Origin of the sequence: Citrobacter sp. Cpo032, assembly GCF_030332975.1 — a bacterium.
Taxonomy (GTDB): Bacteria; Pseudomonadota; Gammaproteobacteria; order Enterobacterales; family Enterobacteriaceae; genus Citrobacter; species Citrobacter portucalensis.
Genome location: NZ_JAOWGU010000045.1, coordinates 283,247 through 297,358, shown reverse-complemented (window position 1 = coordinate 297,358; position 14,112 = coordinate 283,247). Strand labels below are relative to the sequence as shown.

Sequence of the window (14,112 nt, the reverse complement as noted above, 5' to 3'; positions counted from 1 at the left end):
GCTTTTTGCTTATTTATGACAGCGCCACTTTGCTCTAAGATGTTGGGCTGTTTTCACTATCTGACGAATGAAGAGCCCATGGAAAATAATGAAATTCAGAGCGTGCTGATGAATGCACTCTCCCTCCAGGAAGTCCACGTTTCTGGCGACGGCAGTCACTTTCAGGTTATTGCCGTGGGTGAGATGTTTGAAGGCATGAGCCGGGTCAAGAAGCAGCAATCGGTCTATGGCCCGTTGATGGAGTACATTGCGGACAACCGCATTCATGCCGTGTCGATTAAGGCGTTTACCCCAGCGGAATGGGCGCGCGATCGCAAACTTAACGGTTTTTGAGCTACGGGTGATGTGCCGGTAGCGAAGATAAATTCTTAACAGAGAACAGAATAATGGATAAATTTCGTGTTCAGGGGCCAACTAAGCTCCAGGGCGAAGTCACAATTTCAGGCGCTAAAAACGCCGCACTGCCGATCCTGTTTGCGGCGCTGCTGGCTGAAGAACCTGTAGAGATCCAAAACGTCCCGAAACTGAAGGACGTTGACACATCAATGAAGCTGCTGAGCCAGCTGGGTGCGAAAGTTGAGCGTAATGGTTCTGTGCACATCGATGCGCGTGATGTGAACGTCTTCTGTGCGCCGTACGATCTGGTGAAAACCATGCGTGCATCCATTTGGGCGCTCGGGCCGCTGGTTGCCCGCTTTGGTCAGGGTCAGGTTTCACTGCCTGGCGGCTGCACTATCGGCGCACGTCCGGTTGACCTGCACATTACCGGCCTGGAGCAGTTAGGCGCGACTATTAAGCTGGAAGAAGGCTATGTGAAGGCGTCCGTTGATGGCCGTCTGAAAGGCGCGCATATCGTCATGGACAAAGTGAGCGTCGGCGCGACGGTCACCATCATGTGCGCAGCAACGCTTGCCGAAGGCACCACCATCATCGAAAACGCTGCGCGCGAGCCGGAGATTGTGGATACCGCGAACTTCCTGATTGCGCTGGGCGCGAAGATCACGGGTCAGGGCACCGATCGTATTACCATCGAAGGCGTTGAGCGTCTTGGCGGTGGTGTTTATCGCGTTCTGCCAGATCGTATCGAAACCGGTACCTTCCTGGTGGCGGCGGCAATTTCTCGCGGCAAAATTATCTGCCGTAATGCACAGCCGGACACGCTGGATGCCGTTCTGGCGAAGCTGCGTGATGCGGGTGCGGATATTGAAGTGGGTGATGATTGGATCAGCCTTGATATGCACGGTAAACGTCCGAAAGCGGTCAATGTGCGTACTGCACCGCATCCGGCGTTCCCTACCGACATGCAGGCCCAGTTTACATTGCTGAACCTGGTGGCAGAAGGGACCGGCTTCATCACGGAAACTGTGTTTGAGAACCGCTTTATGCACGTGCCTGAGCTGAGCCGTATGGGCGCTCACGCAGAAATCGAAAGCAATACCGTGATTTGCCACGGCGTGGAAACGCTCTCTGGCGCACAGGTTATGGCGACCGATCTGCGCGCATCTGCAAGCCTGGTGCTGGCAGGGTGTATTGCTGAAGGTACGACGGTAGTCGACCGTATTTATCACATCGATCGCGGCTATGAGCGCATCGAAGATAAACTGCGTGCGCTGGGCGCAAACATTGAGCGCGTGAAAGGCGAGTAATCGTCAACGTCTCTTGTAACCCCCAGTTCAGTTGGCCGGGGGTTACAGCTCAATGTTCATTCCGGATTCTTTTTCTCTCTGCGACTCCTCATCATCCGCGTTCTGTCGATGAACTCATGCGTTTTGGCATCGTGATAGCGTGACGGCCAAATCACCCAGGGGTCAGTTCCCAGTGCCCGGGCGATAATCAACTCACCTTTTGGCCATGGTCTCGTTAACGCATTGGCCAGCGTTGATGAACTCAATCCATTTTTACGTGATTCAGCGGCCATTGAGGTCCCTTTCTTGCGCAGTCCGGCGATGATGTCGGCCGGATGCCAGTCAATCAGCTTGCTTTCCATCAATTCATCTCTCCTTTGGTTAACGGCTTACGGTTTCACGATCGGTTGTGCCGACACTATAACGCCCGAAGAACGAATGTTCTAAAATGTTCATGTAAAGTGTGTGTATATTCAGAATATGCCAAGGTTCTGCGTGATTATCTGGAAGGGGAAAATGATTACTGGAACTTATAAGAAAATCCCGTGCAGGACACGGGATGAGGGAAGATGCTGTAGGGAATTAACGGTCGCGCTGTACGGCAATATGTGCCAGACCAATCAGCGCTTCTCTCCACGGCGTATCGGGCAGCACCTGAAGCGCAGCGATGGCTTTATCAGCCTCTTCTTCTGCCCGCTGACGGGTCCATTCCAGAGAACCACAGGCGTTCATCGCTTCCAGAACCGGCTCCAGAAGGTGACGACCATTACCTTGCTCAATGGCCTGGCGAATCATTAGCGCTTGTTCTGGGGTGCCGTGGTGCATGGCATGCAACAGTGGCAGCGTTGGTTTACCCTCGTTGAGGTCATCACCGACGTTTTTACCCAGCTGCTCGCCATCTGCGCTGTAATCCAGCAAATCGTCAATTAACTGGAAAGCGGTACCGAGATAACGGCCATAATCCTGCAACCCTTTTTCTTGTTCTTCGCTACAGCCAGCCAGAATACCTGAACATTGGGCTGCCGCTTCAAACAAACGCGCGGTCTTACTGTAGATGACGCGCATATAGTTTTCTTCGGTGATGTCCGGGTCGTTGACGTTCATCAACTGCAAGACTTCACCTTCGGCAATGACGTTGACTGCTTTCGACATGACTTCCAGCACTTTCAACGAGCCAAGGCTGGTCATCATCTGAAATGCACGGGTATAGATAAAATCGCCAACCAGCACGCTGGCCGCATTACCAAACGCCGCATTTGCCGTAGCTTTCCCACGGCGCATGTCTGACTCATCCACAACATCGTCGTGCAGCAGGGTCGCTGTGTGGATAAACTCGATGAGGGCCGCAATCGTAACGTGCGCATTTTCCTGGTAACCAACGGCCCGCGCGGCGAGGACGGCGATCATTGGGCGAATGCGTTTTCCACCGCCGCTAACGATGTAGTACCCCAGTTGATTGATCAACTGAACGTCGGAATTGAGCTGTTCAAGGATTGTCGCATTGACCCCCGCCATATCTTGCGCGGTTAACTCATTGATTTTTTCTAAATTCATCGCAAAAGCCGGGCTTCTCGCCCCGATTACCTTACTGTGTGGGAAGGTAACGTCGGGTTTAGGGTTATAAATATATGCTGATTGTACTGAAAAAACGCCGTAGATAAACGTTACCGTACGTGTTGTGTTTTTTTTCTTCATGTATTGACGGTAGCACTTGTCAAAGGCTCGCGTTTTGCGTAATATTCGCGCCCTATTGTGAATATTTATAGCGCACTCTGAATCATCAAAAAGGTGTGCGCGGAAGCGGAGTTTTTTATGTACGCGGTTTTCCAAAGTGGTGGTAAACAACACCGAGTAAGCGAAGGTCAGACCGTTCGCCTGGAAAAGCTGGACATCGCAACTGGCGAATCTGTTGAATTCGCAGAAGTTCTGATGATCGCAAACGGTGAAGAAGTCAAAATCGGCGTTCCTTTCGTTGATGGCGGCGTTATCAAAGCTGAAGTCGTTGCTCACGGTCGTGGCGAGAAAGTTAAAATTGTTAAGTTTCGTCGTCGTAAACACTACCGTAAGCAGCAGGGCCATCGTCAGTGGTTCACTGATGTGAAAATCACTGGCATCAGCGCTTAAGTTAAGGGGAGCAGATTAAATGGCACATAAAAAGGCTGGCGGCTCGACTCGTAACGGTCGCGATTCAGAAGCTAAACGTCTGGGCGTAAAACGCTTCGGCGGTGAAACAGTTCTGGCTGGTAGCATCATCGTTCGTCAACGTGGTACTAAATTCCACGCTGGCTCCAACGTTGGTTGCGGCAAAGACCACACTCTGTTTGCTAAAGCAGACGGTAAAGTGAAATTTGAAGTGAAAGGCCCGAAAAACCGTAAATTCATCAGCATCGTTGCTGAATAAGTTTTTCGCGTCCCGGTAACGGATAAAAGCCCCGCAACACGTTGCGGGGCTTTTTACATTCGACGGCCGGTAAATACGCTCGTCGCGCCGTGACAACCCGGAAACGAGCCCTTGCAGGGAATACGGCATGAAGCAGCAGGCAGGCATTGGTATTCTGTTAGCACTCACAACGGCGGTATGTTGGGGCGCTTTGCCAATAGCAATGAAGCAAGTGCTGGAGGTGATGGAGCCTCCTACCGTGGTGTTCTACCGTTTTTTAATGGCAAGCGTTGGCCTTGGCGCTATTCTTGCGGTTAAAAAAAAGCTCCCTCCGTTGCGTATTTTTCGCAAAGCGCGTTGGCTGGTGTTGCTGGCTATCGCAACCGGTGGGCTGTTCGGTAACTTCATTCTGTTTAGTTCATCCTTGCAGTATTTGAGCCCAACGGCTTCGCAGGTTATCGGTCAGCTGTCACCGGTTGGTATGATGATCGCCAGCGTCTTTATCCTGAAAGAAAAGATGCGCGGCACGCAGGTGATTGGCGCCATTATGCTTCTGAGCGGCCTGGTCCTGTTTTTTAATACCAGTCTGATCGAAATTTTTACCCGACTCACCGATTACACCTGGGGCGTTATCTTTGGTGTCGGTGCGGCGATGGTCTGGGTGAGCTATGGGGTCGCGCAAAAGGTGTTATTGCGCCGCCTGGCATCACCGCAGATCCTGTTTTTACTGTACACTTTATGTACGATCGCGTTGTTGCCGCTGGCTAAACCCGGTGTCATCACGCAGCTCAGCGACTGGCAGCTGGCATGCCTGATATTCTGCGGCCTGAATACGCTGGTAGGATATGGCGCTCTCGCGGAAGCAATGGCGCGTTGGCAGGCGGCGCAGGTGAGCGCTCTTATCACGCTCACACCGCTGTTTACGTTGTTATTTTCAGATTTATTATCACTGGCCTGGCCCGATTTCTTCGCCAGACCGATGCTAAACCTATTAGGTTATCTCGGTGCGTTTATCGTGGTTGCGGGCGCGATGTATTCCGCCATTGGTCATCGAATTTGGGGCGGTTTACGTAAGCATGAAACGGTGGTTTCGCAACCCCGCTCAGGCGAATGATTTACGGAGAGTAAAATGAAGTTTGTTGATGAAGCATCGATTCTGGTCGTTGCAGGTGATGGCGGTAATGGTTGCGTCAGCTTCCGCCGCGAAAAGTACATCCCAAAAGGCGGTCCGGACGGTGGTGATGGTGGTGACGGTGGTGACGTTTGGCTGGAAGCCGACGAAAACCTGAACACGCTGATCGATTACCGTTTTGAAAAATCATTCCGTGCGGAACGTGGTCAGAATGGCGCGAGCCGTGATTGCACCGGTAAGCGTGGCAAAGACGTTACCATTAAAGTACCTGTTGGTACGCGTGTTATCGATCAGGGCACGGGCGAAACCATGGGCGACATGACCAAACACGGTCAGCGTCTGATGGTCGCTAAAGGTGGCTGGCACGGTCTGGGCAACACCCGTTTCAAATCCTCGGTTAACCGTACTCCGCGTCAGAAAACAATGGGTACGCCGGGTGATAAGCGCGATCTGATGCTGGAGCTGATGCTGCTGGCGGACGTGGGTATGCTGGGCATGCCAAACGCTGGGAAATCGACGTTTATCCGTGCGGTGTCCGCGGCGAAGCCGAAAGTCGCTGATTATCCGTTTACCACCCTGGTGCCGAGCCTGGGCGTGGTGCGTATGGACAACGAAAAGAGCTTCGTGGTTGCCGACATTCCGGGACTGATTGAAGGCGCGGCTGAAGGCGCAGGCCTGGGTATCCGCTTCCTGAAACACCTGGAACGTTGCCGTGTACTGCTTCACCTCATCGATATCGATCCGATTGATGGCTCTGATCCAGTTGAAAACGCACGTATCATTATTGGCGAACTGGAAAAATACAGTCAGGATCTGGCATCTAAACCGCGCTGGTTAGTGTTCAACAAAATTGATTTGATGGACAAGGCTGAAGCGGAAGAGAAAGCGAAAGCTATCGCCGAAGCGTTGGGTTGGGAAGGTAAATATTACCTGATCTCTGCCGCCAGCCAACTGGGCGTGAAAGATCTCTGCTGGGATGTGATGACCTTTATCATCGAGAACCCGATTGTTCAGGCTGAAGAAGCGAAACAGCCAGAGAAAGTTGAGTTCATGTGGGATGATTATCACCGCCAGCAGCTCGCTGAAGTCGAAGACGAAGCGGAAGATGACTGGGATGACGATTGGGACGAAGACGACGAAGAAGGCGTTGAGTTCATCTACAAGCGTTAATCGCATTAAAAACCCCGGCCATGTTGCCGGGGTTTTTGTTTCCAGGTCTCACTGTAGGCCGGATAAGGCACGTTAATGCCGCCATCCGGCAATCAAATTACCCATTTAGTTGTTCTGATAAATATCCTTGTACAACCGGCTCTCGAAGCGCACCAACGGAATACGGCGATTACGCTGGTCAGCTGGCTCTACCGCATAACCAGATAAATACTGCACGAATGCCATGCGTTGGCCGCTTGCCGTGGTGATGAAACCTGCGAGGTTATAAACCCCCTGCAGCGAGCCTGTCTTCGCCGATACTTTGCCATCCACACCAGCCTGATGCAGACCCGCACGGTATTGCAGAGAGCCGTCGTGGCCCGCCAGCGGCAGCATAGTGATAAAGTTCAGCTCGTTATCGTGTTGAGCGATATATTGCAGCACCTGCATCATGGTCGCTGGGGCAATCAGGTTATGGCGGGAGAGGCCAGAACCGTCGGCAATAATAGTGTTGCCGATATCGACGCCTGCCTGCTGACGCAAAATCTGGCGCACGGCGTCAGAACCCGCCCGCCAGGTGCCCGGCACGTTAAATCGGGCATGACCAATCATACGGAAAACGGTATCGGCAATCATGTTGTCCGATTTTTTCAGCATAATCTTAAGCAGGTCGTGCAGCGGTGCCGACTGCTTACTGGCGACCACCGTTCCTGGTTCGTTGACCAACGTCTGGCGCAGCAGTGTACCGCTGTAGGTGATACCTGCTTGTTTTAGCTCATCTTTGATAATTGCCCCGGCATAGCTGGCACCGTCCTGAATGGCGAACGCCAGCGGCAGCGGATCGGCACGTTGTGGCAGGCATCCAGTCAGCGTATAGCGGTTGAGATCACCGGGAACCACATCCAGTTCACAATATTGCGCTTCCGCAGAACCTCGGGCGAGAGTTCGCACCTGACTGAACATGGTGACCGGGTAATAAGATGCCACGCGAATAAAGGCGAGATCGTTGGGTTTTTGCGCGCTGTAGAGTGAAACCGAGAAACAGTTTCTATCGACAATAGCCGCTGCGGGCGGTGCGCTAAAACACTGCGTCATGTCGTTCCAGGGCCAGCCGGGCGCTTTATCATGGCTGGCAAAAATAGAGGTGTCGATCAGGACATTCCCGGCAATTTGCGTCACACCTGATTTTTTCAGGGTTGCCACCATATTGCGAATATCCTGGCGTTTTAGCGTCGGATCGGCACCAAATCGTGCCACTAAGTCACCTTTCAATACGCCGCCTTCCACGCTGCCTTTGGTCTCGAGCGTGGTGGTAAAACGAAAGTCAGGCCCGAGCTGAATCAATGCCGCCAGCGCGGTGATTACTTTCTGGGTACTGGCGGGCAGCGCCATCTGCTGGCTATGAAAATCAATAGCGGGTGCAGGTGCGCCAACCTTCTGTACCATAAGGGCGAGGTTGGCCCCGGCAGGGAGCTGATTGATATACTCGTCGACGTTCGCAGCCTGAACGCTGAACGCTATACTGGCAGTCAATCCGATGGTAAATCTGGAAAATCGCATAATCTCGCGCTAACAACCTGGAAACAGGCCGTCATACTACGGCGCAACGCCCCAAAAAGTAAACGATGACCCATAAGGAACTCCAGGGTAAAATGATCATCAAATAGAGAATTGTAGCTGACCTGGGACCTTGAGCCCCGGGTCGGTATTTTTTTGCTTCTGACTCTGGCATGACACACGCCAGGGTGGGCTTAGCAGCCGGGGTGAGAGCAACTACCCCCTACAGGAATGTTCAAGAGGTATAACAAATGCAAGCTATCCCGATGACCTTACGTGGTGCTGAAAAACTGCGCGAAGAGCTGGATTTTCTGAAATCTGTGCGCCGTCCTGAAATTATTGCCGCTATCGCTGAAGCGCGTGAGCACGGTGACCTGAAAGAGAACGCGGAGTATCACGCGGCGCGCGAACAGCAGGGTTTCTGCGAAGGACGCATTAAAGATATCGAAGCTAAACTGTCCAACGCGCAGGTAATCGACGTTACTAAAATGCCGAACAATGGCCGCGTTGTTTTCGGTGCGACGGTTACCGTTCTGAATCTCGATAACGATGAAGAGCAGACCTGGCGTATTGTCGGCGATGATGAAGCCGATTTTAAACAGAACCTGATTTCAGTGAACTCGCCTATCGCTCGTGGCCTGATCGGTAAAGAGCAGGATGACGTCGTAGTTATCAAAACGCCGGGCGGCGAAGTGGAATATGAAGTGACGAAGGTAGAATACCTGTAATTCGCATCTTGGTTAAGATGTTGATACATTGTAAAGAAAGGAAAAAGGCCGCATAGCGGCCTTTTATCAACGAAGAGAGCGTGGCATTTTGCTCTCCTGCTAGCGGAAAACCCCGCGTTTTACACAAACTTCGTGTGCAACTTTGGGATATTCTTAGCGTGGCAGCGAGATTTTACGTTCTTTAGTCGGGCGATACAGTACCAGCGTTTTGCCGATGACCTGTACATTGCAGGCGCCGGTTTCGCGTACGATAGCTTCCACGATCAAGGTTTTAGTATCGCGATCTTCCGAGGCGATTTTCACCTTGATAAGTTCATGGTGCTCTAACGCTTGTTCAATCTCGGCCAGTACCCCTTCGGTCAAACCATTATTGCCAAGCATAACTACAGGCTTGAGCGGATGTGCCAGACCTTTCAGGTGCTGTTTTTGTTTAGTACTCAGATTCATCGTATATTTTTGCTTACGTTGGGATTGAAAACGGGTCATTCTACCGCCATCTCCCATATATCACCAAATAGCTGTGTAGAAATTTACACCATTGGTTACGATGAACTGCCCTTTGGGAATGTGAAATGACAGGTAAAAAGCGTTCTGCCAGCTCGAGTCGCTGGCTTCAGGAACACTTTAGCGATAAATATGTTCAACAGGCGCAGAAAAAGGGGTTACGTTCCCGTGCCTGGTTTAAACTTGATGAAATACAGCAAAGTGACAAAATTTTTAAACCGGGGATGACGATAGTTGATCTCGGTGCTGCACCCGGTGGCTGGTCGCAATATGCAGTTACGCAGATCGGTAACACCGGCCGCATTATCGCTTGCGATCTTTTACCTATGGATCCAATCGTTGGTGTGGACTTCCTTCAGGGCGACTTTCGTGATGAATTAGTCCTGAAAGCGTTACTTGAACGCGTAGGTGACAGTAAAGTACAAGTTGTCATGTCTGATATGGCGCCAAATATGTGTGGAACACCGGCGGTGGATATTCCCCGGGCCATGTATCTGGTAGAGCTGGCGCTTGGAATGGCTCGTGATGTATTAGCGCCAGGTGGTAGTTTTGTAGTGAAGGTGTTCCAGGGCGAAGGCTTCGATGAGTATCTAAGAGAGATTCGCTCCCTGTTTACGAAGGTCAAAGTTCGTAAGCCGGACTCTTCTCGCGCCCGTTCGCGTGAAGTGTATATTGTAGCGACCGGGCGTAAACCATAACCGGCAGATTTCAAACGAAAGTTTGAAAGAAACTGGATATAGAGTATCCTGACGCTGTTTTTAACACAGTTGTAATATGAGGTTAATCCCTTGAGTGACATGGCGAAAAACCTAATTCTCTGGCTGGTCATTGCCGTTGTGCTGATGTCAGTATTCCAGAGCTTTGGGCCCAGCGAGTCTAATGGCCGTAAGGTTGATTACTCTACCTTCCTGCAAGAGGTCAATCAGGACCAGGTTCGTGAAGCGAAGATCAACGGACGTGAGATTAACGTTACCAAGAAAGATAGTAACCGTTACACGACCTACATCCCGGTTAACGATCCGAAGCTGCTTGATAACCTGCTGACCAAAAACGTCAAGGTTGTTGGCGAACCACCTGAAGAGCCGAGCCTGCTGGCTTCTATCTTCATTTCCTGGTTCCCAATGCTGCTGCTGATTGGTGTCTGGATCTTCTTCATGCGTCAGATGCAGGGCGGTGGTGGCAAAGGTGCCATGTCGTTCGGCAAGAGCAAAGCGCGCATGCTGACGGAAGATCAGATCAAAACGACTTTTGCTGACGTTGCGGGTTGTGACGAAGCAAAAGAAGAAGTCGCTGAGCTGGTTGAGTATCTGCGCGAACCGAGCCGTTTCCAGAAACTGGGCGGTAAAATCCCGAAAGGCGTCCTGATGGTTGGTCCTCCGGGTACGGGTAAAACCCTGCTGGCGAAAGCTATCGCAGGTGAAGCGAAGGTTCCATTCTTCACAATTTCCGGTTCTGATTTCGTGGAAATGTTCGTGGGTGTCGGTGCATCTCGTGTGCGTGACATGTTCGAACAAGCCAAGAAAGCGGCACCGTGCATCATCTTCATCGATGAAATCGACGCCGTAGGTCGCCAGCGTGGCGCAGGTCTGGGCGGTGGTCACGATGAACGTGAACAGACGCTGAACCAGATGCTGGTTGAGATGGACGGCTTCGAAGGTAACGAAGGTATTATCGTTATCGCAGCAACTAACCGTCCGGACGTTCTTGACCCTGCGCTGCTGCGTCCAGGCCGTTTCGACCGTCAGGTTGTGGTTGGTCTGCCAGACGTTCGCGGTCGTGAACAGATCCTGAAAGTGCATATGCGTCGCGTACCGCTGTCTCCGGATATCGATGCGGCAATCATTGCACGTGGCACGCCTGGCTTCTCCGGTGCGGACCTCGCGAACCTGGTGAACGAAGCGGCGCTGTTTGCTGCTCGTGGCAACAAGCGCGTAGTGTCGATGGTTGAGTTCGAAAAAGCGAAAGACAAAATCATGATGGGTGCGGAACGTCGCTCCATGGTGATGACGGAAGCGCAGAAAGAATCTACCGCGTATCACGAAGCTGGCCACGCGATTATCGGTCGCCTGGTACCGGAACACGATCCGGTGCACAAAGTAACGATTATCCCGCGCGGTCGTGCGCTGGGTGTGACCTTCTTCCTGCCTGAAGGCGACGCAATCAGCGCCAGCCGTCAGAAACTGGAAAGTCAGATCTCCACACTGTACGGTGGCCGTCTGGCGGAAGAGATCATCTACGGTGCTGAACATGTTTCTACCGGTGCGTCGAACGACATTAAAGTCGCGACTAACCTGGCGCGTAACATGGTTACTCAGTGGGGCTTCTCCGATAAACTCGGTCCGTTGCTGTACGCTGAAGAAGAAGGCGAAGTTTTCCTGGGACGTTCTGTGGCGAAAGCGAAACACATGTCCGATGAAACCGCTCGCATTATCGATCAGGAAGTTAAGTTGCTGATTGAGCGTAACTATGACCGTGCTCGTCGTTTGCTGAACGAAAACATGGACATTCTGCACTCGATGAAAGATGCGCTCATGAAATATGAGACCATCGATGCGCCGCAGATTGACGATCTAATGGCTCGCCGCGACGTGCGTCCGCCAGCGGGTTGGGAAGAACCGGGTTCTTCTAACAACAACTCTGGCAGCACCGGCAAGCCGAGTGCACCGCGTCCGGTTGATGAACCGCGTGCGCCGGACTCTGGCACTATGTCAGAGCAACTGGGCGACAAATAAGTTATCGTTGATGATGACCGTGTTTTAATTGAAAACCCTGGGGCTTGCTCCGGGGTTTTTCTTATCTGCATATTCAAGATTTTACCAGGGATAAAACTATGAAACTCTTTGCTCAGGGTTCTTCACTGGATCTCAGCCATCCGCACGTCATGGGGATTTTGAACGTCACACCAGACTCATTTTCCGATGGTGGAGCGCACAACTCTTTGGTTGAAGCGGTAAAACACGCAAACCTGATGATTAACGCCGGGGCGACTATCATTGATGTGGGCGGTGAGTCCACGCGTCCGGGCGCGGCTGATGTGAGTGTAGAAGAAGAGTTGCAGCGAGTGATCCCAGTGGTCGAGGCAATTGCTCAGCGTTTTGAAGTGTGGATTTCGGTCGATACCTCAAAACCCGAAGTGATTCGCGAATGCGCCAGAGTTGGCGCGCATATCATCAATGATATTCGCTCTCTCTCGGAGCCTGGAGCGTTGGAAGCCGCAGCGGAGACCGGATTGCCGGTTTGCCTGATGCATATGCAGGGGCAGCCGAAAACCATGCAGGAAGCGCCAAAGTATGAGGATGTTTTTGCTGAGGTAAACCGCTACTTTGTTGAGCAAATAGCACGTTGCGAGCGGGCTGGAATCACAAAAGATAAATTGTTGCTCGACCCCGGATTCGGATTCGGTAAAAATCTCACTCACAACTACACATTACTGGCACGTTTGTCTGAGTTTCATCATTTTAATCTGCCATTGCTGGTTGGGATGTCACGAAAATCAATGGTTGGCCAGTTACTGAATGTGGGGCCATCTGAACGCCTGAGCGGTAGCCTTGCGTGCGCGGTGATTGCCGCAATGCAGGGGGCGCAGATCGTTCGTGTCCATGACGTCAAAGAAACCGTAGAAGCGATGCGTGTGGTGGAAGCCACATTGTCTGCAAAGGAAAAAAAACGCTATGAGTAATCGTAAATATTTTGGCACTGATGGGATCCGCGGTCGCGTAGGCGATGCCCCAATTACTCCTGACTTTGTGCTCAAGCTGGGCTGGGCAGCAGGGAAAGTGCTTGCTCGTCATGGTTCACGTAAAATTATTATCGGTAAAGATACGCGTATTTCCGGCTATATGCTGGAGTCTGCGCTGGAAGCGGGCCTGGCTGCCGCCGGACTCTCAGCCTCATTCACAGGGCCAATGCCAACACCCGCCGTTGCGTATCTGACGCGCGCCTTCCGTGCTGAGGCCGGGATTGTTATCTCCGCTTCGCACAACCCGTACTATGACAACGGGATTAAATTCTTCTCAACCGACGGGACTAAACTGCCGGATGCAGTGGAAGAAGCCATTGAAGCCGAGATGGAAAAAGCGATCACCTGCGTGGATTCCGCTGAACTGGGTAAAGCCACGCGTATCGTTGATGCTGCCGGTCGCTATATCGAGTTTTGCAAAGGCACCTTCCCGAACGAACTGAGTCTGAATGAGCTTAAAATTGTGGTGGATTGCGCTAACGGTGCGACGTACCACATTGCGCCAAATGTACTGCGTGAACTGGGTGCAAACGTGATTGCCATTGGCTGTGAGCCAAACGGTGTGAATATCAATGAAGAAGTCGGCGCCACCGACGTCCGTGCCCTGCAGGCGCGCGTGATTGCGGAAAAAGCCGATCTGGGTATTGCGCTGGATGGCGATGGCGACCGCGTCATTATGGTTGATCACGAAGGTAATAAGGTCGATGGCGATCAGATCATGTACATCATCGCCCGTGAAGCCCTGCGTCAGGGTCAGCTGCGCGGTGGCGCGGTAGGTACGCTGATGAGCAACATGGGCCTCGAGCTGGCGCTGAAACAGCTGGGTATTCCGTTCGCCCGTGCAAAAGTTGGCGACCGTTATGTGCTGGAAAAAATGCAGGAAAAAGGCTGGCGTATCGGTGCCGAAAACTCTGGTCATGTGATCCTGCTGGACAAAACCACTACTGGTGACGGTATCGTGGCGGGTCTGCAGGTGCTGGCGGCGATGGTACGCAACCATATGAGCCTGCACGACCTGTGCAGCGGCATGAAAATGTTCCCACAGCTGCTGGTTAACGTACGATACACAGCAGGTAGCGGCGATCCACTGGAACATGAAAACGTGAAAGCGGTGATGGCGGAAGTGGAAGCGGCGCTGGGTAACCGTGGACGCGTCCTGCTGCGTAAGTCTGGTACCGAACCGTTAATTCGTGTGATGGTTGAAGGTGAAGACGAAGCGCAGGTGACTGAATTCGCCCACCGTATTGCCGATGCTGTGAAAGCGGCCTAATTCCGAAGAAAGTGAAAGCCGGAGTCTG

15 protein-coding genes are annotated in these 14,112 nt (G+C 52.2%); 11 read left to right on the top strand and 4 right to left on the bottom strand.

What is annotated here, in order from left to right:
- Positions 1–78 precede the first annotated feature (78 nt).
- Both ibaG and murA read left to right on the top strand, forming a co-directional pair.
- A complete protein-coding gene (gene ibaG, locus OGY33_RS14960; RefSeq protein ID WP_003025040.1) occupies positions 79–333 on the top strand; it encodes a BolA family iron metabolism protein IbaG in 255 nt (84 codons plus the stop codon).
- A gap of 53 nt (positions 334–386) precedes the next feature.
- Entirely contained in the window at positions 387–1,646 is a 1,260-nt protein-coding gene (murA, locus tag OGY33_RS14955) for a UDP-N-acetylglucosamine 1-carboxyvinyltransferase (RefSeq protein WP_003839949.1), read from the top strand.
- Between the two features lie 56 nt (positions 1,647–1,702).
- Here the strand turns inward: murA and sfsB are convergent, their stop codons facing one another.
- Entirely contained in the window at positions 1,703–1,987 is a 285-nt protein-coding gene (sfsB, locus tag OGY33_RS14950) for a DNA-binding transcriptional regulator SfsB (RefSeq protein WP_003025035.1), read from the bottom strand.
- 220 nt (positions 1,988–2,207) lie between these two features.
- The gene (ispB, locus tag OGY33_RS14945) at positions 2,208–3,179 is read right to left on the bottom strand and encodes an octaprenyl diphosphate synthase (protein WP_191238080.1); all 972 of its coding nucleotides are present in this window, start codon (positions 3,177–3,179) and stop codon (positions 2,208–2,210) included.
- Positions 3,180–3,437: 258 nt separating this feature from the next.
- On the opposite strand from ispB, the gene rplU reads away from it, so the two are divergent.
- The 4 genes from rplU (at position 3,438) to cgtA (ending at position 6,307) form a co-directional block, all read left to right on the top strand.
- Positions 3,438–3,749 carry a 50S ribosomal protein L21 gene (gene rplU, locus OGY33_RS14940; protein WP_003025032.1) on the top strand — a complete coding sequence of 104 codons (312 nt, stop codon included), beginning with the start codon at positions 3,438–3,440 and terminating at the stop codon, positions 3,747–3,749.
- A gap of 19 nt (positions 3,750–3,768) precedes the next feature.
- A complete protein-coding gene (rpmA, locus tag OGY33_RS14935) occupies positions 3,769–4,026 on the top strand; it encodes a 50S ribosomal protein L27 (RefSeq protein ID WP_003025030.1) in 258 nt (85 codons plus the stop codon).
- A 127-nt stretch (positions 4,027–4,153) separates the two neighbouring features.
- Positions 4,154–5,119: a DMT family transporter gene (locus tag OGY33_RS14930; RefSeq protein ID WP_008785922.1), complete on the top strand. Its 966-nt coding sequence runs from the start codon at positions 4,154–4,156 to the stop codon at positions 5,117–5,119.
- 15 nt (positions 5,120–5,134) lie between these two features.
- On the top strand, positions 5,135–6,307 hold the full coding sequence (gene cgtA, locus OGY33_RS14925; protein WP_003828732.1) for an Obg family GTPase CgtA: 1,173 nt from the start codon (positions 5,135–5,137) through the stop codon (positions 6,305–6,307).
- Positions 6,308–6,412: 105 nt separating this feature from the next.
- Here the strand turns inward: cgtA and dacB are convergent, their stop codons facing one another.
- Positions 6,413–7,846, bottom strand: coding sequence for a serine-type D-Ala-D-Ala carboxypeptidase (gene dacB / locus OGY33_RS14920; RefSeq protein ID WP_032945109.1), 1,434 nt, complete (start codon positions 7,844–7,846; stop codon positions 6,413–6,415).
- Between the two features lie 248 nt (positions 7,847–8,094).
- Between dacB and greA the strand changes: the two genes are divergently transcribed.
- Complete coding sequence (gene greA / locus OGY33_RS14915; protein WP_003025019.1) at positions 8,095–8,571, top strand: transcription elongation factor GreA; 477 nt, start codon at positions 8,095–8,097, stop codon at positions 8,569–8,571.
- A 153-nt stretch (positions 8,572–8,724) separates the two neighbouring features.
- Here the strand turns inward: greA and yhbY are convergent, their stop codons facing one another.
- The gene (gene yhbY / locus OGY33_RS14910; protein ID WP_003025016.1) at positions 8,725–9,018 is read right to left on the bottom strand and encodes a ribosome assembly RNA-binding protein YhbY; all 294 of its coding nucleotides are present in this window, start codon (positions 9,016–9,018) and stop codon (positions 8,725–8,727) included.
- A gap of 125 nt (positions 9,019–9,143) precedes the next feature.
- On the opposite strand from yhbY, the gene rlmE reads away from it, so the two are divergent.
- The 4 genes from rlmE (at position 9,144) to glmM (ending at position 14,084) form a co-directional block, all read left to right on the top strand.
- Positions 9,144–9,773: a 23S rRNA (uridine(2552)-2'-O)-methyltransferase RlmE gene (rlmE, locus tag OGY33_RS14905; RefSeq protein ID WP_003025015.1), complete on the top strand. Its 630-nt coding sequence runs from the start codon at positions 9,144–9,146 to the stop codon at positions 9,771–9,773.
- A 99-nt stretch (positions 9,774–9,872) separates the two neighbouring features.
- Positions 9,873–11,807 (top strand): ATP-dependent zinc metalloprotease FtsH, encoded by a 1,935-nt coding sequence (gene ftsH / locus OGY33_RS14900; RefSeq protein WP_003025013.1) that lies wholly within the window; start codon positions 9,873–9,875, stop codon positions 11,805–11,807.
- 98 nt (positions 11,808–11,905) lie between these two features.
- Positions 11,906–12,754 (top strand): dihydropteroate synthase, encoded by an 849-nt coding sequence (folP, locus tag OGY33_RS14895; protein ID WP_048225717.1) that lies wholly within the window; start codon positions 11,906–11,908, stop codon positions 12,752–12,754.
- The gene (gene glmM / locus OGY33_RS14890; protein ID WP_008785919.1) at positions 12,747–14,084 is read left to right on the top strand and encodes a phosphoglucosamine mutase; all 1,338 of its coding nucleotides are present in this window, start codon (positions 12,747–12,749) and stop codon (positions 14,082–14,084) included. The genes folP and glmM overlap by 8 nt, the downstream gene beginning before the upstream one ends.
- Positions 14,085–14,112: the final 28 nt, after the last annotated feature.